The following is a 19,184-nucleotide window of genomic DNA, read 5'->3' as shown; positions in this document are numbered from 1 at the left end:
GGTCAGCCGAGCAGGTCCAGGACGGTGGTCATGGACCTGCTCTGCAGCAGATAGTCCTCCGCCTCCTGCAGATGGAGGTGCCACAGCTCCTCGGCGGCCTCGGCGCGGCGCGCGGCGACCAGGTCCACGAGCGCGCCGTGGGCACGGAATCCCCGGCGGTTGGCCCGGATGTTCTCCGGGCTGCCGGCGTCGAGGTCGACGTGGGACCAGTTCGCCTGGTCGATGATGTGGCGGACCATGCCGTTGAGGACGCCGAGCGTCTCGTTGCCCGCGAGTTCCACGACCAGGGCGTGGAACTCCATGTGGGCGCGGATGAAGGCCGACGGGTCGTCCATGAGCCGCTCGGCCTCGGCGACGGCGGCCCGCAGTCTGCGCAGGTCCTCGTCGGTGCGCCGCTCGGCCAGGAGACCGGCGCACGGCGCCTCGATCACCGTACGGGCGTCGTACACGTCCTTCAGGGTCGTGCCCCGGTACTCCAGCACCAGACCGGCGTAGCGGGCGGCCACCGTGCCCTCCGGGACCTGCACCCGCGCCCCGCCCCGGGCGCCCCGGCGCACGTCGATCAGCGACTCCGATTCCAGTACCCGGAACGCCTCGCGCAGGGTGGGCCGGGAGACGGCGAACTCCTGCATCAGCGCCGTCTCGGACGGCAGGGCGTCCCCCTCCGCGAGCTCACCGCGCACGATCATGCGGCGCAGCCGTGCCGCGACCAGTTCCGCCATCTTGGGGACCCGTACCGGCGTGTTCGCCACCGCGCCCACCTCCGCCCTCAGTGAGTTGTCTCCGGTACGAAGTACGGCAACGTGATCTCGTCGGTGAGGGCGCGGAAGTCCACGCGGACACGCAGCCCGATGACCACGTCCTCGGGGTCGCCCGCGTCCACGTGCGCCAGCAGGGCGGCCCCGTCGTCGAGGTCGATCACGGCCAGCGCGAACGGGGTGTCGAAGCCGGGGCCGGGGGCCCGGTGCACGACGGTCACCGAGTAGACGGTTCCGCGGCCCGCGCTGGACGCGTACCGCCAGTCGCGCGCCATACAGCCGGGGCAGGCGGGTTCCGGGACGAAGAAGCGCAGGCCGCAGGTCGGGCAGTGCGGGACGACCAGCTCGCCGCGCCGGGCCGCGTCCCAGAACGGCCGGGACAGCCGCGTCGGGACGGGTACGGGCCGGGTCATCGCGTCCTCCCCAGCACGCTCATCTCGTAATGCTGGGCCCCTGAGCCTGCGTTGCCGACGACCGCCAGCTCCGCGCCCTCGACCTGGTGCACGGCCGTGCCGCGCAACTGCCGTACGGCTTCGACGACTTTGAGGGTCATCTGCTGGGTGCCGTTCCAGGCGTACGCCAGACAGCCGCCGTCCGGGTTGACCGGGTGCTTGCCGCCGACGGCGATGGCGCCGCTCGCGGCCAGCGGGCCGCCCTCGCCCTCGCCGCACAGGCCGAGGATCTCCAACTGGCGGATGATCTCGAAGGAGTTGGGGTCGTAGAGGGAGAACACGTCGACGTCGTGCGGGCCGATGCCGGCCATCGCGTAGGCGCGCTCGGCGGCCTCCCGCCCGAGTCCGCCGACCTCCCGGTACAGTGCCGGGTTGGCGTACGCGGCCTGGTGGTACTGCATGCCGCCGCCGAGGACGGCGACGGGCGGGTGCGGCAGGTCACGGGCCCGCTCGGCGGTGGTCACGACGAGCGCCGCGCCGCCCTCGCCGACGATGCAGCAGTCCAGCAGATGGAAGGGCGTGGCCACCATGCGGGAGGCGAGCACGTCGCCGGCGGTGTACGGGCCGCGCCCGTACATCATCGCCTCCGGGTTGGTGGTGCCGTTGTTGCGGATGGTGGCGGCGACCTCCGCGAGCTGGCGGGAGGTCGTGCCGTACTCGTGCATGTGCCGGGCGGCCACCAGGGCGAACTGGGCGACGACATAGCTGCCCCACACGTCGGCGAACTCCAGCGCCACCCCGGCTCCGACGGGGCCCGTCCCGCGGGAGACCAGCTTGCAGCCGCCGACCACGACGGTGTCGGCGAACCCCGCCCGCACGGCCGCCGCCGCTTTCAGCAGGCCGCGTGAGCCCGCGTTGTCGAGCATCGAGTCGCTGGTCCAGCGCAGGTCCCGGCCGAGCAGGCGCGCCCAGGAGCTGCCCTCGCCGGGCACGCCGCCGGGGCCGGGCCAGTCGACCTGGGCGCCGTCGATGTCCGACGGTGCCAGCCCGGCGTCCGCGACCGCGCCGCTCACCGCTTCGAGCGCGAGGTCCATGGCGTCCCGGTCCGGGAGGGACAGCGCCTGTTCGGTGGCGTACACACCGACGACGACCGGCCGGCGGCGGTCCGCGGGGGTCATCGTCCCGCGCCGAGCGTGTCGCCGCCCGGGTAACCGCCGCCGCCGAAGCGCTCGTCGAGCGCCTCGTAGTCCTTCGCGAAGTCCTTGGTGCGGGGCAGCGCGTCGACGAACTCCACCGTCTTGGGCTTCTTGTACGAGGCGATGCGCGCCCGGCAGTGCTCGACGACGTCCTCGGCGGTGACCGGCCCGGCGCCGGCGTGCAGCACGACGACGGCCTTGACGTCCTGCGCCCAGCGCTCGTTGGGCACGCCGATCACGGCGGCCTCCTTCACCGCCGGATGGGACTCGATGCAGTTCTCCACCTCGGCGGGGAAGATGTTCTCGGCGGCCGACTTCAGCATGCGGGTGGTCGTGCCGAGGAAGCTGATCGTGCCGTCGGCCTCGCGGCGGCCGAGGTCGGTGGTGTGCCACCAGCCGAAGCGGAAGCGTTCCTCGTTGATCTCCGGCCGGTTCCAGTAGCCGAGGTGCACGAGGTCCCCGCGGACGCAGATCTCACCGGCCACCCCGGTCGCGCACTCCTCTCCGGTGCTGTCGAGGACGCGTACGGCGGTGCCGGGGCCGGGGCGTCCCGCGTTGCCGGTGCCCGTGCCGCCGTAGGCGCCGGTGACGGCGAAGCCGGTCACCTCGGTCTGTCCGTAACCGCGGCCCTCGCCGCCGCCGTTGCGGGTGAAGCGGCTGGTGTCGGTGGGCACGGTGCCCTGCCACAGAGGGGCGGCGACGCTCGCCCGCAGATGGGAGAGGTCGTGCCCGGCCTCGCGGTTCAGCGCGACGAGCTGCGCGATGGTCGGCGGCATCAGATAGGCGTGGGTGCACTTCTCGTCCGCCAGCAGCGGCAGCAGTTCCTCGGCGACGACCCGGCGCACGATGACGTTCTTGCCGCCGTGGACGAAGGCCGGGACGCCCCAGAACTGGTAGTTGCCGATGTGGAACATGGGCCCGGCGCCGAGGAAGGCGGTCTCGGTTCCGATGTCCCCCATCCAGGCGGCGCTCGCGCCCATGGCGAGGAGATTGCGGTGCGAGAGCATCGAGCCGGACTGACGTCCGGAGATCGCCGCGGTGTAGATGACGAGCAGCGCCGCGTCGGGGTCGACGTCGACGCGGCGGTCCTCGGGCGAACCGGCGGCCAGGAAGGACTCGTACGAGTCGGGGCCGTCGGTGTCGTGCCGTAGCCACAAGGCCCGGTGGTCGGTGCCGAGTTCGGCCCGCGCCTTGCCGACGGTGTCGCCGATCTCCTCGTCCTGCCAGACGACGACCTTGGGGTCGAAGTCCTCTACGGCGAAGGCCATTTCGGGGGCCGCCCAGCGCCAGTAGCCGGGGCAGACCATGGCACCGGTCTTCGCCGCGGCGCCGAGCAGCTCCCAGATGCGGAAGGAGTTCTGGCCCAGCCACAGGATGCGGTCGCCGGGGCCGACGCCCGCCTCCGTGAGGGCGTTGGCCAGGCGGTTGGTGCGCTCGTCGAGCTGCGGCCAGGTCAGCCGGATGTCGCCGTCGACGAGGGCGACGCCGTCGGGGTAGGACCTGCGGTGCTCGCGGATGAGGTCGCCGAACGTCAGGCGGCGGGCGGGATTCACGGTGGTTCGCTCCTGTGGGCTCTCGTCAGACGCGGCCGACGCCGACGCCCTTGACGTGGATGAACTCCTCCAGTCCGGCCCTGCCGCCCTCCCGTCCGAACCCGCTGAGGCCGACGCCTCCGAAGGGCGTGGCCGGTGAGGTGATCGGGTTCGGGCCGGGGTTGACGTACACCGTGCCGGCCTTCAGGCGCGGCACCAGGCGGTTCACGCGGGCGATGTCACGGGACTGGATGTAGGCGGACAGGCCGTACTCGGTGTCGTTGGCGAGGGCGATCGCCTCGTCCTCCGTGTCGAACGGGGTGAGGGCGAGGACCGGGCCGAAGATCTCCCGCTGGGCGAGGTCGCTCCTGTTGTCGACGTCGGCGAAGACGGTCGGGGAGACGAAGTAACCGTCGGCGTCGATGCGTTCACCGCCGAAGGCGAGGCGTCCGGCGCCGTCCTTCACCGCTTTGTCGATCACACCCTGGACACGGTCGCGGGCGGCTGCGTCGATGAGGGGCCCGATGTAGGTCGTCGGGTCGAGCGGGTCGCCCACGGGGAGGTGGGCGACGACCCCGGTGACCCGGGCGACCACCTCGTCGTAGATCGGTCGCTCCACCAGCAGACGGGTGGGCAGTGCGCAGCCCTGGCCGGTGTTGCTCATGGCGAAGGCCGCGCAGTACGGCACGACGGTGTCGAGGTCGGTGTCGGCGAAGAGCAGGTTGGCGGACTTGCCGCCCAGTTCGAACACGACGGGCTTGAGGCTCAGCGCCGCGTCGGCCATGATGCGGCGCGCGGTGGCGGGGCCGCCGGTGAAGGAGATCTTGTCCACGCCGGGGTGGGTGACGAGGGCCGATCCGGCGTCGCCGAGGCCGGTGACGACGTTGATCACGCCGTCGGGGATGCCCGCCTCGCGGGCCAGGTCGGCGAAGAGCAGCGCGGAGAAGGGGGTGGACTCGGCCGGTTTGATCACCACGGTGTTGCCGGCGGCGAGCGAGGGCGGGATCTTCATCGCCAGGGACAGCGCCGGAGAGTTCCAGGTGATGATGTGGCCGATCACGCCGTACGGCTCGGCGAGGGTGTACTCGACGTTCTCGTGCGGACTGTGGCCCGCGCCGACCAGGCCCTCGATCTTGTCGGCCCAGCCGGCGTAGTACTCGGTCCACTCGGCGATGTGCGTTCCGACGTTCTCGGCCCAGCCGCCGACGCACACGCCGTTCTCCAGCGGGCTGATCGCCGCGAAGTCGGGGATGTGGTCGCGGATCAGCTGGGCGAACCGGGTGAGCAGGCGGCGCCGCTCGGCCGGCCGCATACCGCCCCAGACCTCGAACGCGGTCCGGGCTGCGGTGACGGCCTGGTCCACCTCGCCGGGGCCGGCGAGCGGGATCTCGGCCTGGACGAGACCGGTCGCCGGGTTGGTGTGCGCGTAGAGTCCGCCGCTCGTGTCGGACAGCTCCTTGCCGCCGATGACGAGGCGTGGGCGCGGCAGAACCCGCTCGGCCCGCTGCCGGTGCAGTGCTACGTCGACGGTGACCATGATTGCCTCCTGTCCGTACACTTCGCTTAAATAGCTAACCTATTTATCGGTAGCAGTCAATGTCACGGTCGACGTCACAGCCCCAGCGAGCGGCCGACGATCTCCTGCATGATCTCCGAGGTGCCGCCGAACACCCTTTGCACCCGGCTGTCGCGCCAGATGCGGGCGATCTCGTACTCGTTGACATAGCCGTAGCCGCCGAAGAGCTGCATACAGCGGTCGATGACCGCCCAGCCGGTCTCCGTGGTCCAGTACTTGGCCGCGGCGGCCTCCTCGGCCGTCAACTCGCCCCCGACCAGGGCCATGATGCAGCCGTCGACATAGACCCGGGCGGCGGCGAGCTTCGCCTTGATGTCCGCGAGGGCGAACCGGTTGGCCTGGAACTCGCCGATCGGCTGCCCGAAGGCGGTGCGGGTCCTGGCGTACTCCAGGGTGACGTCGAAGGCCCGCTGCGCGGAGGCGAGCGCGGCGACGGCGATGGCGAGCCGCTCGGTGGGGAGGTTGCCCATCATGTGATAGAAACCGCGCCCCTCCTGCCCGATCAGGTTCTCGGCGGGGACGCGCACCTCGCGGAAGAAGAGTTCGGCGGTGTCCTGGGCCTTCATCCCGACCTTGTCGAGCTTTCGTCCGCGCTCGAAGCCCTCGGCGCCGCGCTCGACGACGATCAGGCTGATGCCCTTGTGCCCGGCCGCCGGGTCGGTCTTGCAGGCGACGATGACGAGGTCGGCGAGGACGCCGTTGGTGATGAAGGTCTTGGAGCCGTCGATCACCCACTCGTCGCCGTCCCGGCGGGCGGTGGTGCGGATGCCCTTGAGGTCGGATCCGGCGGCCGGCTCGGACAGGGCGAGCGCGCAGATCGTCTCGCCGGCGATCACTCCGGGCAGCCAGCGGGCCTTCTGCTCCGGGGTGGTGAGGTTCATCAGGTAGGGCGGGACGACGTCGTTCTGCAGGCCGAGTCCGATGCCGACGGCTCCGGTGGCGGCCATCTCCTCCGCCATGATGGCGTTGTAGCGGAAGTCGCGGACGCCCTGCCCGCCGTACTCCTCCGGGAACTCCCAGCCGATCAGCCCGGCCTTGCCCGCCGCCGCCCACGCGGCTCGGCCGACCTGCCCCTCGCGCTCCCACTCCGCGCTGTACGGGACACATTCCCGCAGGTAGTAGGAGCGGGCGGTCTCGCGGAACAGGTCGTGCTCCTCGGCGAAGATCGTACGGCGCATCTCGACTCCACTCCTGCGTCTCACATGCTCTGCATCTCGCTTATTTAGCTGAAGTAGTTATACGATAGCGCTGTTTTTGGTGCCGGGACAGGGAGGGCGCGTGAGCGTACGGGACAAGGTGGCGCTCGTCACCGGAGCGGGACGCGGCATCGGCGAGGCGATCGCCGACCGGCTCGCCGACCGGGGAGCCTCGGTCGCCGTCTGCGACCTGGACCCCGAGGCCGCGGACAAGGTGGCGGCGCGCCTCGCGGAGCGTTACGGGGTGCGCGCGACGGGTGTCGGCGCGGACATCTCCGACCGCTCGGCCGTGCATGCGGCCGTGCAGCGGGTGGCCGCCGAACTCGGCCCGGTGGACGTGCTGGTGAACAACGCGGCCGTCGACGTCATCGGCCGGTTCGTCGACAGCGACGAGGAGACCTGGGACCGGATCATCGCCGTCAACCTGCGCGGGACGATCACCATGACCCGCGCGGTGCTCGACCCGATGATCGAGCGCGGTGGCGGCCGGATCGTGCACATCGCCTCGGACGCCGGCCGGGTCGGCTCCTCGGGCGAGGTCGTGTACTCCGCGACGAAGGGCGGTGTCATCGCCTTCGGCAAGGCCCTGGCCCGCGAGGTCGCCCGGCACGGCATCACCGTCAACAGCGTCTGCCCCGGACCCACCGACACCGCGCTGCTCGGGCAGGTCGCCGAGTACAGCCGGAAGATGTACGACGCGACCGTGCGGGCCATCCCGCTGCGCCGCGTCGCCCAGCCCGCCGAGATCGCCGGCGTGGTGGCCTTCCTCGCGTCCGACGACGCCGCCTACATGACCGGGCAGACGCTCTCGGTCAGCGGCGGCCTGACGATGGTCTGAGGTGACGGCCGTGCTGCGTGTCGAACTCCGGGACAAGATCGCCCTGTTGACGCTGGACCGGCCGGAGCGGCTCAACGCCGTCGGCTCGGAGACGGTGGACCGGCTCACCCGCGCACTCGACCAGATACGCGACAACGACGACGTACGCGCCCTGATCGTGACCGGAGCGGGCCGCGCCTTCTCGGCCGGTGCCGACCTCGGCGAAATCGAGTCGTTCACCTCCCCCGGGCAGTTCCGGGTCTTCGTGGGGCGGCTGACCGAGGCGTACGCGCTCCTGGAGGACTTCCCCAAGCCGTCGATCGCGGCCCTCCACGGATTCGCCTTCGGCGGCGGCCTGGAACTGGCGCTCGCCTGCGACCTGCGGGTGGCCGAGCGCGGGACACGCCTGGGGCTGCCCGAGATGAAACTGGGCGTCCTGCCGGGCGCGGGCGGCACACAGCGGCTCCCCCGTCTGCTGCCACCGGCGATCGCCAAACAGATGATCCTCACCGGGGAACCCATCGACGCCGAGCGTGCCTGGCAGCTGGGGCTGGTCAACGAGCTCGCCGAACCCGGCGCAGCGCTCGCCGCCGCCGAGAAGCTCGCCGGAGGTCTGACGGCCGGGGCCCCGCTCGCGCTCTCCGCGGGCAAGCGACTGATCGACCAGGGGCTCGCCATGAGCCTCGAGACGGCGATCGCCTATGAGCGCGAGACCGTCTCGGTGCTGTTCTGCACCGAGGACCGCGCCGAGGGGCTCAAGGCCTTCCGCGAGCGCCGGCCCGGCGATTTCCGCGGCGTGTAGGCATACCGACACACCTGGAGGTGGGCCGTGCGGCCACTGGAAGGCTTTTCCGTCGTCGAGCTGGGCATGTGGGTGGCCGCTCCGGCCGCCGCCACCATGCTGGCCGACTGGGGCGCCGACGTGATCAAGGTGGAGGCACCCACCGGCGACCCCAACCGGTACACGCTGCGGCACGTCGGCCAGGACATCGACAGCGCGCCCCCGTTCGAGACCGACAACCGCGGCAAGCGCGGCATCGTCCTCGATCTGCGCTCCGAGGACGGCAAGCAGGTCCTGGAGCGGCTGCTGGAACGCGCCGACGTCTTCGTCACCAACCTCCGGCCCGGCGCCCTGGAGCGCCTCGGGCTGGACCCGGAGGAGTTGCGGGAACGCCATCCCCGTTTGATCGTCGGCACGCTGACGGGCTACGGCTGGGCGGGCGCCGAGCGCGACCGGGCCGGCTACGACGTCTCCGCGTTCTGGGCCCGGCCCGGCATCGCCGCCATGCTCAACCCGGCCGGCGAGCCGCCGCCCGGCATCCGCCCCGGCCTCGGCGACCGTACGGCCGCCGCCAACCTGGTCGCCGGTGTGCTGGCCGCGCTGCTGCGCCGCGAACGCACCGGCGAGGGCGGCGTGGTGGACGTGTCGCTCCTGCGGTCCGGTACGTACGCGAACGGCAACGACCTCGCCCTGCAGAACTTCTTCGGCAGGCGCGGGCGCACCCGCCCGCGCACCGAGCACGAGTCGCCGCTCTACAACTGCTACCGGGCCGCCGACGACCGCTGGTTCTGGCTGGTGGGTCTGGAGGGCGGCCGGCACTGGCCCGGCGTGGTGAAGGCGCTCGGCCGCGAGGACCTGTCGGACGACGAACGGTTCGCCACCGGCAAGGCCCGCCGGGGCCATGTGCGGGAGCTGATCGCCGTGTTCGACGAGGAGTTCGCCAAACGGCCGCTGGACGAGTGGGCGGCGCGGTTCGACGCCGAAGGCGTGTGGTGGGCGCCCGTGCAGACCCTCGCCGAGGTGTCCGCCGACCCGCAGGCGGAGGCCGTGGGGGCGTTCGTCGAACAGCCCGGCATGGGCGACGCGCCGCCCCTGCGAACCGTGGCGACCCCGGTGCGCTTCTGGGGCGTGGACGAGAAGCCGCGCACCGGCGCGCCGACGCTCGGCGAGCACACCGACGACGTACTGCGCGAACTCGACTGATGAGACACATCTGCTCTTCTTGGAGGTACGGCGTGGGCATCCTCGACGACAAGGTCGCCATCGTGACCGGCGGTGGCCGGGGGCTGGGCCGGGCGCACTGTCTGGCGCTCGCCGAGGCCGGGGCGACCGTGGTGGTCAACGACCTCGGCTCGGGCGTGCACGGCGAGCGGACCGGTGACTCCCCCGCCGACGACGTGGTCGCGGAGATCACCAAGCTCGGCGGCCGTGCGGTCGCCAACCACGCCTCGGTCACCGACTGGGCGGCCACCGAGGCGATGGTGGCGGACACGGTCGCGGAGTTCGGCCGGCTGGACGTCGTCGTCAACAACGCGGGCATCGTGCGCGACCGGATGCTGTTCTCGATGACCGAGGCCGAGTTCGACTCGGTGATCGCGGTGCATCTGAAGGGCACCTTCGCCCTCACCCGGCACGCGTGCGCGTACTGGCGCGAGGCGTCCAAGCGGGGTGAGCGCGTCACCGGCCGTGTCATCAACACCACGTCCGGGACGGGCCTGTTCGGCAACCAGGGCCAGTCCAACTACGGTGCCGCGAAGGCCGGGATAGCCGGGCTGACCGTCCTCACGGCCCTGGAGATGCGCAAGTACGGCGTCACCGCGAACGCCATCTCGCCCATCGCGGCCACCCGGATGACGGACGGACTCGACGTCGGCGCGTCCCTGCGCACCACCGACGGCTTCGACCCGCGCGATCCCGCCAACGCCTCCGGGGTCGTCGTCTACCTCGCCTCCGACAGCGCGGCCTGGCTGACCGGCCAGGTCCTGCGCATCGAGGGCAACCGGCTGAACCGACTGACGGGCTGGACCGTCGCCGCGGTCCACCCCAGCCGGTCGGGACAGGCCCTCACCTACGAAGAACTCGTCGACGCCGTACCGCAGTTGTACGGTGCCGCACCCGTGGGCCGGGCCACCGGGGCGGGCCAGTGAAAGGCCACGACGCGGCCGCGCTCGTACTGAGGGCCACCCTCGGCCCCATGCTCTTCGCCCACGGCTGGAACAAGGTCGCGGGCCCGGGCGGGCTGGAGGGCACGACGGGCTGGTTCGAGGCGCTCGGTCTCCGGCCGGCCGCCGTGCACGCCCGGATGGCGGCCGGGACCGAGATGGCGGCGGGCGTCGGCATCGCCCTCGGCGCGGCGGGCCCCCTGCCCGCGGCGGCGGCCGTCGGTCTGATGACCGTGGCGGCCCGGACCGACCACCGTGGCAAGGGCTTCTTCGTCTTCAAGGGCGGCTGGGAGTGCGTCGGTGTCGTGGGCGGCGCGGCCGTCGCCCTGGCGGCACTCGGTCACGGCCGGTACTCCCTCGACGGGCTGCTGCGACGCGAACGGGCGGGTGCGGGACCCGCGTTGCTCGCCGCCGGACTCGGCACGGCGAGCGGGGCGGCCCTGCTGGCCGCCTGCTACCGGCCACCGCGGAAGCCGGACGAGACACAAACGGATCACTAGGTAAGGGAGTCGACATGGACGCGGCTGACTTCAGCACGGTGCTGTCCGAGGTCCGGCGTTTCGTCCGGGAACGCGTCGTGCCGCTCGAGGCGGAGATCGACGAGAAGGACGAGATGCCCGCGGACATCCGCGAGGCGGCGAAGAAGATGGGGCTGTTCGGCTTCGCGCTGCCCGAGGAGTACGGCGGGCTGGGTCTGTCGATGCACGAAGAGGCCCGCCTGATGTTCGAACTGGGCTACACCACACCGTCGTTGCGCTCCATGTTCGGGACGAACAACGGCATCGCCGGGCACGTCCTGATGGTCGGCGGCACGGAGGAACAGAAGGCGGAGTGGCTGCCGCGGATCGCCTCCGGCGACGTCCTGGCGTCGTTCGCGCTCACCGAGCCCGAGGCCGGGTCCGACCCGTCGACGCTGACCACACGCGCCCATCTCGACGGGGACACCTGGGTGATCAACGGCGCCAAGCGGTACATCACCAACGCCCCGCTCGCCGACGTCTTCATGGTCTTCGCCCGCACCGACCCCGACGCCCCGCGCACCCGGGGCATCTCCACCTTTCTCGTCCCGGCCGGTACGCCGGGTCTGACGGTGGCCCCCCGGGACCACAAGATGGGCCAGTTCGGCGCCTGGACCGCGGACGTGTACTTCGACGACGTACGCGTCCCCGCCTCCGCACTCGTCGGCGGTGAATCCGGGCTGAACCGGGGCTTCTCCACGGCCATGGGCTGCATCGCGCACGGACGCGTTCACATCTCGGCGCTGATGGTCGGCATGGCGGAGCGTCTGGTCGACGAGTCGGTCGCGTACGCGAGCACCCGCAGACAGTCCGGACAGCTGATCGGCTCCTTCCAGCTCGTCCAGGGTCTCATCGCCGACTCGCAGACCGACTACTACGCCGGCCGGGCCACCGTCCTGGAGGCGGCGACCGCCTTCGACGCGGGAACCGACACCAAGATCGGCCCGTCCTGCGCGAAGTACTTCGCCAGCGAGATGGTCTGGCGGGTCGCCGACCGCGCCGTGCAGATCCACGGCGGCGCGGGCTACATGCGCGGGGTCGCCGTCGAGCGCTTCTACCGCGACGCGCGCCTTTTCCGCATCTACGAGGGCACCAGCCAGATCCAGCAGGTCATCATCGCGAAGGCACTGCTGGGCGAGGCGGCACGCGGCTGAGCGGCACGCGAACGAAGGCCCCGGGATCCGCCGATCATCCCGGGTCTTCTCGTCGGCTCGGTTGTCATATACCCGAGCGGTCCAGCAGCCGCTCGTGATGGACCGCCGGGCCTCCGGGCAACAGCTGTGAGGACTCGGCGCGGCGGAGGTACGGATGGGCCGGGTGCTCCCCTTCGGGCCGCCCGATCCGTCCTGTCACTCCGGCGGACACGGTCGTTCCACGGTGAGATCCATGTCGCCGAGCGCCCACCGCATCGCCACCCGCCATGACGGCAACGCGTGGGCGGAAGAGGATGTCGCGGTTGCCGGACGCGCTCGCGCCGAGTCCTGCGATCACGGTATGCGGCCGAGGGCGTAGTGGTTGAACGAAGGCACGATGCGGGCGCACAGCTGTGGCGTCTGTCATGTCTCGCCTGAGCCACACGACCCGAATGCATGTGCCCCCGACGTCAGCCGGGGGCACACCTGTGAGGTCCTCTGACGTCGAGGCTTGAACGAGTAGTTCCGATTGCGGACCGTTTCCAGAAGCGCGCAAGACCTCCCCCCAGGCCATCCCCCAGGCCTGGATCGTTTCCCAGCTCATGTGCCTCGAAGAGCCACTAGAGGTCCGGAAACTCGGTGACCGGCATCATCGGCTGACCGTCTCCGCCCCGGCCGCCCGCCTGCCACATGCGGGACCGGCGAGCCGGAGCATGCCGCAGAAGACCACCATGGCGCCCGTGCCGCCGGCCGGGGCCGTCTCGCTCGCGAGCGCGAGTGAGACGGCAGATCCACAGGGCGCGCCAGACGGCGATGGCCAGGTCCGCGCCGCTCCACTCCCGGCGGAGAGGGCGATGCCGGGGGTGTCGGCGTGTCCCGAACAGGCAATCCCTGATGTCCCGCTGAGGAAAGACCCGTCTGCGAACCTCGGGTTCACTGTCGGCCACCGCGACGAACGGAGCCGAGACATGCCCGACGAAGCCACGTCCGAGTTCTGGAAGGGCCTCAAGCCGATCCAGAACTCTTTCAAGCCGGACGCCCTGCCCGAGGTCTACCTCTCCCAGGTGGCCACCGACGACGACCGGTACTACGCGCCGTTGAGTGAGACCGTCGGATCGCGTCCTCTGTGGATCAACGTCAAGGACAACTCCTGGGCCGACATCCTGCGCGCCAAGGAGGCCGGACTCGTCAACCGGCACTACCACCCGCACGAGGTGTTCGCCTACACGCTCTCCGGGAAGTGGGGCTACCTGGAGCGGCTGTGGACCGCACACGCCGGTGACTTCGTCTACGAGGCGCCCGGCGAGGGGCACACGCTGGTGGCCTACGAGAGCGACGAGCCGATGAAGGCCTTCTTCATCGTCAAGGGCCCCCTCATATGGCTCGACGAGAACGGCGAACCCGACGGCTACTTCGACGTCCACGACTACATCGAGCTGTGCCGCGCGCACTACGAGAAGGTCGGCATCGGCGCCGACTACGTCAACTCGCTGTTCCGGTGACCCCGGTTCCGCAACGTCGGCCCGAACGCGTCACGGCCGCCGGAGGCGCGACTGTGGCGCGGGTGGCCGGATGAGCATGAGCCACCCTGTCCGCTGCCCCCGTATGAAAGCCGCTGTCTGGTACGGGGCCCGGGACGTCCGCATCTCCGAGGTGGACGTCCCCGGAGTCCGGCCCGGCGAGGTGCTCGTCGAGGTGGCCTACTGCGGTATCTGCGGAAGCGACCTGCAAGAGTACGCCGACGGGCCGCACGCCATCCCGGTCGCCGAGCCGCATCCGGCCTCCGGCAGGACGGCTCCGCTGGTCCTGGGCCACGAGTTCTGCGGAACGGTGGCGGCCCTCGGGCCGTCGGTGACCGGCCTCGCCGTCGGTGACCGAGTGGCGGTCGAGCCGAACTACCGGTGCGGAACCTGTCCCCGGTGCAGGGCAGGCGAGTACAACGTCTGCCGTCACTTCGGGTTCGCCGGGCTGATGGGGGACGGTGGTATGGCCGAGTACGCCGCCATCCCCGCGTACATGGCCCACCGCCTCCCGCGGACCGTCTCGCTGGAGCAGGCCGCGCTGTTCGAACCGGCCTCGGTCGCCCTGCACGCGCTGCGGCGCGCCGGGGCCTCACCGGATACGGTGGCCGTCGTCGGCCTGGGACCGGTCGGCCTGTTCACCGTCCGGCTCGCCGCGCAACGGAACGTGCGCCGGATCATCGCCGTCGACGTGTCCGCCGCCCGCCGGGAACTCGCGGCCGGCCTCGGCGCCACCGACCTGGTCGACGCCGGCGGGGAGGAGGACACCGGGGCGCGAATCCGGGAGATGACCGGCGGGGAGGGGGTCGACGCCGCGTTCGAGGCGGTCGGATCCGAGGCCGCCCTGCGCAGCTGTCTGACCGCGACCCGGCGTGGCGGCCGGGTCGTCCTGGTCGGGCTGGCCCAGGAGGTGTCCCTCGACGCCTTCGCGCTGGTCAACAACGAGCAGTCGATCGTCGCCGGCGTCGGCTACCGCGACACCTATCCGGAACTCGTCCGGCTGGTCTCCGAGCAGGGCCTGGACCTGACGCCGGTCGTCACCTCGACCATCGCGCTCGACGAACTCGTCTCCCGTGGCTTCGCGGCGCTGCTGGACGGGGCGGGCGACCAGGTCAAGATCCTCGTCGCCCCGGCGTCGCACCGCACCGGACCACCGGCCCACCACCCACCCGCCGACCGAACGGAACCGCGCAGATGACCACCGGACTCGCCCCCGATCTGTTCGCCGGCCAGATCGCCCTGGTCACCGGAGGCACCTCCGGCATCGGCGCGGCCACCGCCGACCTGTTCGCCGGTCTGGGAGCGGAGGTGCACGCCCTCGGTCTGCGCCCGGCCGACGCAGGCGAGTCACCCCGCCACGAGCGGGTCCACATCGTGGAGCAGGACGTCACGGACCGGGACACCCTGGTCGCGAGGATCGGTGTGACACCACGGGAGCCGGGTGCGCCTCCTGCCGCTCAGAACAGTGACGTGGCCTGCGGCGCCGGGGTACGCTCGGGCCCCCGGGAGCGCCGCAGCGCCGCCCGCCGCGCACGGCGGAAACCCCGCCCCCGCACTCGCGCCCGGCGGCGTTGCACGGCGGAAGGAGACACGGTTGAGCCCGCCCATCGTCTCCAGCGTGTCGACACGTTCGGTCGACCCGGCGGACCGGATCGGCTTCTGGGAGGAGCACAACCGACGGGCTCTGGTGGGCCTGTCCTGCTCCTCCTACTCCCAGCAGGGCCTACTGGCCACCCAGCGGAACGTCGAGATGGGCGGCCTGCGACTGGCCGACATCGCCGGCAACGAACACGTCATCGAACGGACTCCGCGCACCTGTCGGAGCCTGCCCAAGGACTCGGTCTTCGTCTCGTTGCTCACGGCGGGTCAGGCGGTGTTCTTCCACGAGGGCGGCTGCCTCACCCTGCAGGCGGGCGACCTGGTCCTCTACGACACGCGAAGCCCGTATCTGTTCGGATTCCCCTCACCCATGCGCCAACTGCTGGTGGACATACCCCGCGAGTTGTTCGCCGCGCGGTGCGCCTCCGGCGAGGTGGTGGCGCCCATGCTGTTCGGCCGTGCCTCCGCGACCGAGGGCGCTCTCGTCTCGGCCCTGGGCGCGGTGCTGGGCGGCTGGGCCGCGGGACACGGCTGCGATGACGCGGTGAGCACCGAGGCCACCGTGCTGGACCTCGTCCGTACGCTGGCCGGGCCGGCAGTGGACGGTCATTCGGTGCCGCCCGCCGCGCTTTCCCAGCTGGCCGTGGCCAAGGACTACGTGGAGCGGCATCTGGCGGATCCCGGGCTGAGCGCCGGCCGGGTCGCCGAGGCGATCGGGGTATCGGCCCGCCACCTCAGCCGCGTCTTCCTGCCGACCGGGATGGGCCCCGCCCGCCACATCCTCGAACGGCGGCTGGCCAGGGCCTGCGCGGACCTCGCCGATCCCCGCTTGCGCCACCTGACGATCGCCGAGGTGGCCCACCGCTGGGGCTTCGCCAGCCAGGCGCACTTCACCCGGATCTTCCGGAGCCGTTTCGGCCGGACTCCCGGTGAGTCACGCCCGGGCCGTTCCGGTCGGCGTCCTGTGCCGGAGTGACCGGGGCAATGGATCACCCCGCCCGTCGCACTCCGGGAGCCCCGTCCGACGCGCCCCGCCGACGTCTCGGCCACCGACCGGCGCGGGCGGCCTCCTGACCCAGCAGGCCGCAATGGGCCGGTACGGTCTGACGGCCGGCGCTGCCCTGCGCGGCCGATCCGGTCGACGTGGCGTTCTCGAGGTACGAGTACACCGTCGGCGTACCGGCTGCCGGGGTGAAGCCGTGGCAGGGGGTGTGTGACTTGGGCGTCGTTGGCCGGGTCCTTGTTGATCATCTGGACGCCGTAGTAGGGCGGGACTTCGAGGAACACCTCGGCCGGTAGATCTGTGGCGGAGCTTTCCAGGATACCGAGGACCGCCGGGAGCGCGCTCTCGTCACCGGTGAGGAGTTGCCAGGCGACTCGGGCACGGCGGGGATATTTCGACGTCGAAGGCCGACTCCAGCGGACGGAACCGTCGGACCGTGTATGTCCGTACCCGTGGGCGCCGTTCGCCGCCCAGCAGTGTGAGCTGGAGGAGCCATCGCTCGCTGTTGGGCAGGAACACGTCCCCGTCCTCGGCGGTGTCGGCGAAGAAGAGGCGGCCGGCCTGATCGAAGCCGGTCTGCCGCAGATGCCGGACGTCATCTCCGCCCAGCGTGACGGTCATGAAGTGAGGGCTGGTCTGTTCGCCGGCTTGAACGGTCAGCGACAGCATCCGCCGCCGTTCTGGGCGCTGGATACGCGGTGTCACAGTTCACCATCCTGCGAGCGTGTGCTGAAGTCGGGGGGTCATGGCCCAACTGTCCGGGGCACATCAGGGGCGAAACCACCGGTAAAATGACTGCTGATGCTGGAAGACCGCCAACCTTCGCTTGTGTCGACCACCCCGGACGGCACGCCGCTGCAGGGGGCCGGGTGGCTGCCCCACGGCTACACGCTCGCCCCCCACTCGCATCCCGAGGGTCAGCTCGTCTACGCCGCGGCAGGCGCTCTGGCCACCGTCACCGAGCGCGGTACGTGGGTGGCGCCGGCCAGCCGCGTCACGTGGACGCCCCCAAACTTCGCGCACTCTCACCGCTTCTACGGTCAGACCGACGTGCGCCTCCTGCACGTTCCGCTCGACCTGTGCGCACAGTTGGTCGAGCACCCCAGTGTCTTCGCCGTCAGTCCGCTGCTGCGTGAGGCGATTCTCGCGCTCTCCGCCATCCCGGAGCGGCGCCCCGGTACGCACCGCAGGCTGCTCACCGTGATCGTGGATGAGCTGGTCGATGCCGCCGAGCAGTCCCTGCACCTGCCCGAAGCCGCCGACGACCGCCTTCGCGCCGCTACCGCGCTTCTGCACGAGGACCCTGCCCAGCCCACGACGCTGGCCGAGCTCGGCCGCAGTGTGGGGGCCAGCGAGCGCACCCTGAGCCGCCTCTTCCACGCCGAGCTGGGAATGAGCTTCCACCGCTGGCGCACCACCCTGCGCATTCATCATGCGCTGGCCCGTCTCACCGACGGTATGTCGGTGACAGACACTGCCGTGGCCTGCGGCTGGTCCAACCCTTCCAGCTTCATCGACGCCTTCACCGAGGTCGTCGGCCAGACACCCGGCCGCTACCAGGCCGAACTCCGCCACCTTCACCACTGACCGCGCTCATCGTGCAAGTCAGATGGCCAGGGCAGCCGCTACGGCAGCTTGGCGGGTTTTCAGTATGTGCTGACGCGTCACCGGTGGTATGCGCGTCATGCGCCGTCGCACAGTGGGGACCGTACGTCACGCCGTCCCGGCGAGGCCGCCGAGGGCAGGCCGCTGCGGGACCGGTTTCCACCTTGAGCGCGGAGGTTCGCACACCCATGTCCACATCACGCGACGACACGGCCGTCGTCATCATTGGGGCCGGCGTTGCCGGTCTGACGCTCGGCAACTTCCTGCTGCGCAACGGCGTCGGCTGCATCGTGCTGGAGAAGCACCCCCGCGCCTACGTCGAGAAGCGCCAGCGTGCCGGAACCATCGACACCTTCGGCGTGCGCATGTTCCGCGAGTGGGGCCTGGAAGAGGTACTTGCGGGAGACCCGATTCCGCACAGCGAGGGCGGCTTCTACATCGACGGCCAGGCGATGCCGATCGACGTGGACGACGATGACAACGAGAGCTTGTACTGCCCGCAGCAGGTCCTCGTCCGCAACCTCACCGAGGTCTTCCTTCGTGAAGGCGGTGACCTGCGCTATGAGGCAGCCGACGTCGCCCTGGAGAACATCAAGGACGGCCACCCCGTCGTGCGCTACCAGGACGCGGACGGATCGCCCCGGGCCATCGACTGCGACTTCATCGCCGGCTGCGACGGTTTCCACGGCATCTCCCGCCGCAGCATCCCCGCCTCGGCCCTGACCGAGTACTCCCACGAGTACGGCTACTCGTGGCTCAGCGTCCTTGCCGCTACTCCGACCAACCCGTCCGGCATGGCCATCCACCAACTGGGTCTGGCCGGAATGATCCCCCGAGGCCCCCAGGCCAGCCGCATCTACCTCCAGTGCGCCGTCGACGACACCCCCGAACAGTGGCCCGACGAGCGCATCTGGAGCGAGCTGGAAGCCCGCTTCGGCACCCCGCCCGCGCGCGGCGAGGTCCTGTCCAAGCACATCGTGGCCCTGCGCAGCGTCGTCTTCGACCCGATGAGCTACGGCAGGCTCTACCTCCTGGGCGACGCCGCCCACGTCGTCCCGCCGATGAGCGCCAAAGGCATCCACCTCGCCCTGCACGACAGCGAGGTTTTCGCCCGCGCGGTGATCTGCCACGCCAAGGAAAGCGACTCCAGCCTCCTCGACGGCTACTCGCAGACCTGCCTGCCACACATCTGGAACTACCAGGCGTTCGCCACGTGGATCACCGACACCATGCACAACGCCGGATTCACCGGCTACGAGGGCGAGTTCAAGAAGCAGATCGCGCGCGCCGAGCTGCAGCGCCAGTTTGCCTCCGAATCGGCGAACAAGCTGTTCAGCGAACTGACCGCCGGCACTAACTAAAAGACCCTCAGACGCCGCGGTCTTCGCCCGAGCCC

At 71.0% G+C, this 19,184-nt stretch carries 18 protein-coding genes and 1 pseudogene; 12 read left to right on the top strand and 7 right to left on the bottom strand.

Translation table 11 applies throughout. From position 1 onward, the window contains the following. Positions 1 to 2: 2 nt before the first annotated feature. From OG852_RS46380 to OG852_RS46355, 6 genes are all read right to left on the bottom strand, one after another. Complete coding sequence (locus OG852_RS46380) at positions 3 to 752, bottom strand: FadR/GntR family transcriptional regulator (RefSeq protein WP_330351116.1); 750 nt, start codon at positions 750 to 752, stop codon at positions 3 to 5. 17 nt (positions 753 to 769) lie between these two features. Continuing rightward, a complete protein-coding gene (locus OG852_RS46375) occupies positions 770 to 1,171 on the bottom strand; it encodes a Zn-ribbon domain-containing OB-fold protein (protein ID WP_133915462.1) in 402 nt (133 codons plus the stop codon). Then, the gene (locus tag OG852_RS46370) at positions 1,168 to 2,328 is read right to left on the bottom strand and encodes a thiolase family protein (RefSeq protein ID WP_330351115.1); all 1,161 of its coding nucleotides are present in this window, start codon (positions 2,326 to 2,328) and stop codon (positions 1,168 to 1,170) included. The genes OG852_RS46375 and OG852_RS46370 overlap by 4 nt, the downstream gene beginning before the upstream one ends. Further along, on the bottom strand, positions 2,325 to 3,899 hold the full coding sequence (locus tag OG852_RS46365) for an AMP-binding protein (RefSeq protein ID WP_330351114.1): 1,575 nt from the start codon (positions 3,897 to 3,899) through the stop codon (positions 2,325 to 2,327). The genes OG852_RS46370 and OG852_RS46365 overlap by 4 nt, the downstream gene beginning before the upstream one ends. Before the next feature lie 25 nt (positions 3,900 to 3,924). Further along, the gene (locus OG852_RS46360; protein ID WP_133915459.1) at positions 3,925 to 5,415 is read right to left on the bottom strand and encodes an aldehyde dehydrogenase family protein; all 1,491 of its coding nucleotides are present in this window, start codon (positions 5,413 to 5,415) and stop codon (positions 3,925 to 3,927) included. Positions 5,416 to 5,489: 74 nt separating this feature from the next. Next, positions 5,490 to 6,632 (bottom strand): acyl-CoA dehydrogenase family protein, encoded by a 1,143-nt coding sequence (locus OG852_RS46355; protein WP_133915458.1) that lies wholly within the window; start codon positions 6,630 to 6,632, stop codon positions 5,490 to 5,492. Positions 6,633 to 6,732: 100 nt separating this feature from the next. Here OG852_RS46355 and OG852_RS46350 point away from each other — a divergent pair, with 100 nt between their 5' ends. The 10 genes and pseudogenes from OG852_RS46350 to OG852_RS46305 all read left to right on the top strand — a co-directional run bounded on the left by OG852_RS46350 (position 6,733) and on the right by OG852_RS46305 (position 16,156). Then, on the top strand, positions 6,733 to 7,488 hold the full coding sequence (locus OG852_RS46350; protein WP_330351113.1) for an SDR family NAD(P)-dependent oxidoreductase: 756 nt from the start codon (positions 6,733 to 6,735) through the stop codon (positions 7,486 to 7,488). A 10-nt stretch (positions 7,489 to 7,498) separates the two neighbouring features. Beyond that, positions 7,499 to 8,269, top strand: a complete 771-nt coding sequence (locus OG852_RS46345) for an enoyl-CoA hydratase/isomerase family protein (protein WP_330351112.1) — start codon at positions 7,499 to 7,501, stop codon at positions 8,267 to 8,269. A 27-nt stretch (positions 8,270 to 8,296) separates the two neighbouring features. Continuing rightward, positions 8,297 to 9,451, top strand: coding sequence for a CaiB/BaiF CoA transferase family protein (locus tag OG852_RS46340; protein ID WP_133915455.1), 1,155 nt, complete (start codon positions 8,297 to 8,299; stop codon positions 9,449 to 9,451). A gap of 32 nt (positions 9,452 to 9,483) precedes the next feature. Next, positions 9,484 to 10,395, top strand: coding sequence for an SDR family NAD(P)-dependent oxidoreductase (locus OG852_RS46335; protein WP_330351111.1), 912 nt, complete (start codon positions 9,484 to 9,486; stop codon positions 10,393 to 10,395). Then, positions 10,392 to 10,910 carry a DoxX family protein gene (locus OG852_RS46330; protein WP_330351110.1) on the top strand — a complete coding sequence of 173 codons (519 nt, stop codon included), beginning with the start codon at positions 10,392 to 10,394 and terminating at the stop codon, positions 10,908 to 10,910. Before OG852_RS46335 ends, OG852_RS46330 begins: the two co-directional genes overlap by 4 nt. Before the next feature lie 14 nt (positions 10,911 to 10,924). Next, a complete protein-coding gene (locus OG852_RS46325) occupies positions 10,925 to 12,082 on the top strand; it encodes an acyl-CoA dehydrogenase family protein (protein ID WP_330351109.1) in 1,158 nt (385 codons plus the stop codon). 947 nt (positions 12,083 to 13,029) lie between these two features. Further along, complete coding sequence (locus tag OG852_RS46320) at positions 13,030 to 13,563, top strand: 2,4'-dihydroxyacetophenone dioxygenase family protein (RefSeq protein WP_330351108.1); 534 nt, start codon at positions 13,030 to 13,032, stop codon at positions 13,561 to 13,563. Between the two features lie 103 nt (positions 13,564 to 13,666). Further along, positions 13,667 to 14,779, top strand: coding sequence for a 2,3-butanediol dehydrogenase (locus OG852_RS46315; RefSeq protein ID WP_330351107.1), 1,113 nt, complete (start codon positions 13,667 to 13,669; stop codon positions 14,777 to 14,779). Beyond that, positions 14,776 to 14,979: pseudogene (locus OG852_RS46310) on the top strand (SDR family NAD(P)-dependent oxidoreductase); the annotation flags it as partial. The gene OG852_RS46315 and the pseudogene OG852_RS46310, both read left to right, overlap by 4 nt. A 220-nt stretch (positions 14,980 to 15,199) precedes the next feature. Further along, positions 15,200 to 16,156: a helix-turn-helix domain-containing protein gene (locus OG852_RS46305; RefSeq protein ID WP_330351106.1), complete on the top strand. Its 957-nt coding sequence runs from the start codon at positions 15,200 to 15,202 to the stop codon at positions 16,154 to 16,156. 375 nt (positions 16,157 to 16,531) lie between these two features. Here the strand turns inward: OG852_RS46305 and OG852_RS46300 are convergent, their stop codons facing one another. Continuing rightward, the gene (locus OG852_RS46300; RefSeq protein WP_330351620.1) at positions 16,532 to 16,852 is read right to left on the bottom strand and encodes a siderophore-interacting protein; all 321 of its coding nucleotides are present in this window, start codon (positions 16,850 to 16,852) and stop codon (positions 16,532 to 16,534) included. A 132-nt stretch (positions 16,853 to 16,984) separates the two neighbouring features. Between OG852_RS46300 and OG852_RS46295 the strand changes: the two genes are divergently transcribed. Together OG852_RS46295 and OG852_RS46290 are read left to right on the top strand one after the other, a co-directional pair. Continuing rightward, positions 16,985 to 17,770, top strand: a complete 786-nt coding sequence (locus tag OG852_RS46295; RefSeq protein ID WP_330351105.1) for a helix-turn-helix transcriptional regulator — start codon at positions 16,985 to 16,987, stop codon at positions 17,768 to 17,770. 206 nt (positions 17,771 to 17,976) lie between these two features. Next, positions 17,977 to 19,149, top strand: coding sequence for a 4-hydroxybenzoate 3-monooxygenase (locus OG852_RS46290; protein ID WP_330351104.1), 1,173 nt, complete (start codon positions 17,977 to 17,979; stop codon positions 19,147 to 19,149). The last annotated feature ends 35 nt before the right edge of the window (positions 19,150 to 19,184 follow it).

The organism is Streptomyces sp. NBC_00582 (assembly GCF_036345155.1).
Classification (GTDB): Bacteria; Actinomycetota; Actinomycetes; order Streptomycetales; family Streptomycetaceae; genus Streptomyces.
Note: the sequence above shows the minus strand (reverse complement) of the source record. Positions and strands in the feature narration are given on the sequence as shown.

Coding starts and splice junctions, on each gene's coding strand:
- OG852_RS46300 (WP_330351620.1), bottom strand. CDS start 16,852: ATGCTGTCGCTGACCGTTCAAGCCGGCGAACAGACCAGCCCTCACTTC.
- OG852_RS46315 (WP_330351107.1), top strand. CDS start 13,667: ATGAAAGCCGCTGTCTGGTACGGGGCCCGGGACGTCCGCATCTCCGAG.
- OG852_RS46290 (WP_330351104.1), top strand. CDS start 17,977: ATGTCCACATCACGCGACGACACGGCCGTCGTCATCATTGGGGCCGGC.
- OG852_RS46375 (WP_133915462.1), bottom strand. CDS start 1,171: ATGACCCGGCCCGTACCCGTCCCGACGCGGCTGTCCCGGCCGTTCTGG.
- OG852_RS46360 (WP_133915459.1), bottom strand. CDS start 5,415: ATGGTCACCGTCGACGTAGCACTGCACCGGCAGCGGGCCGAGCGGGTT.
- OG852_RS46325 (WP_330351109.1), top strand. CDS start 10,925: ATGGACGCGGCTGACTTCAGCACGGTGCTGTCCGAGGTCCGGCGTTTC.
- OG852_RS46355 (WP_133915458.1), bottom strand. CDS start 6,632: ATGCGCCGTACGATCTTCGCCGAGGAGCACGACCTGTTCCGCGAGACC.
- OG852_RS46295 (WP_330351105.1), top strand. CDS start 16,985: ATGCTGGAAGACCGCCAACCTTCGCTTGTGTCGACCACCCCGGACGGC.
- OG852_RS46370 (WP_330351115.1), bottom strand. CDS start 2,328: ATGACCCCCGCGGACCGCCGCCGGCCGGTCGTCGTCGGTGTGTACGCC.
- OG852_RS46320 (WP_330351108.1), top strand. CDS start 13,030: ATGCCCGACGAAGCCACGTCCGAGTTCTGGAAGGGCCTCAAGCCGATC.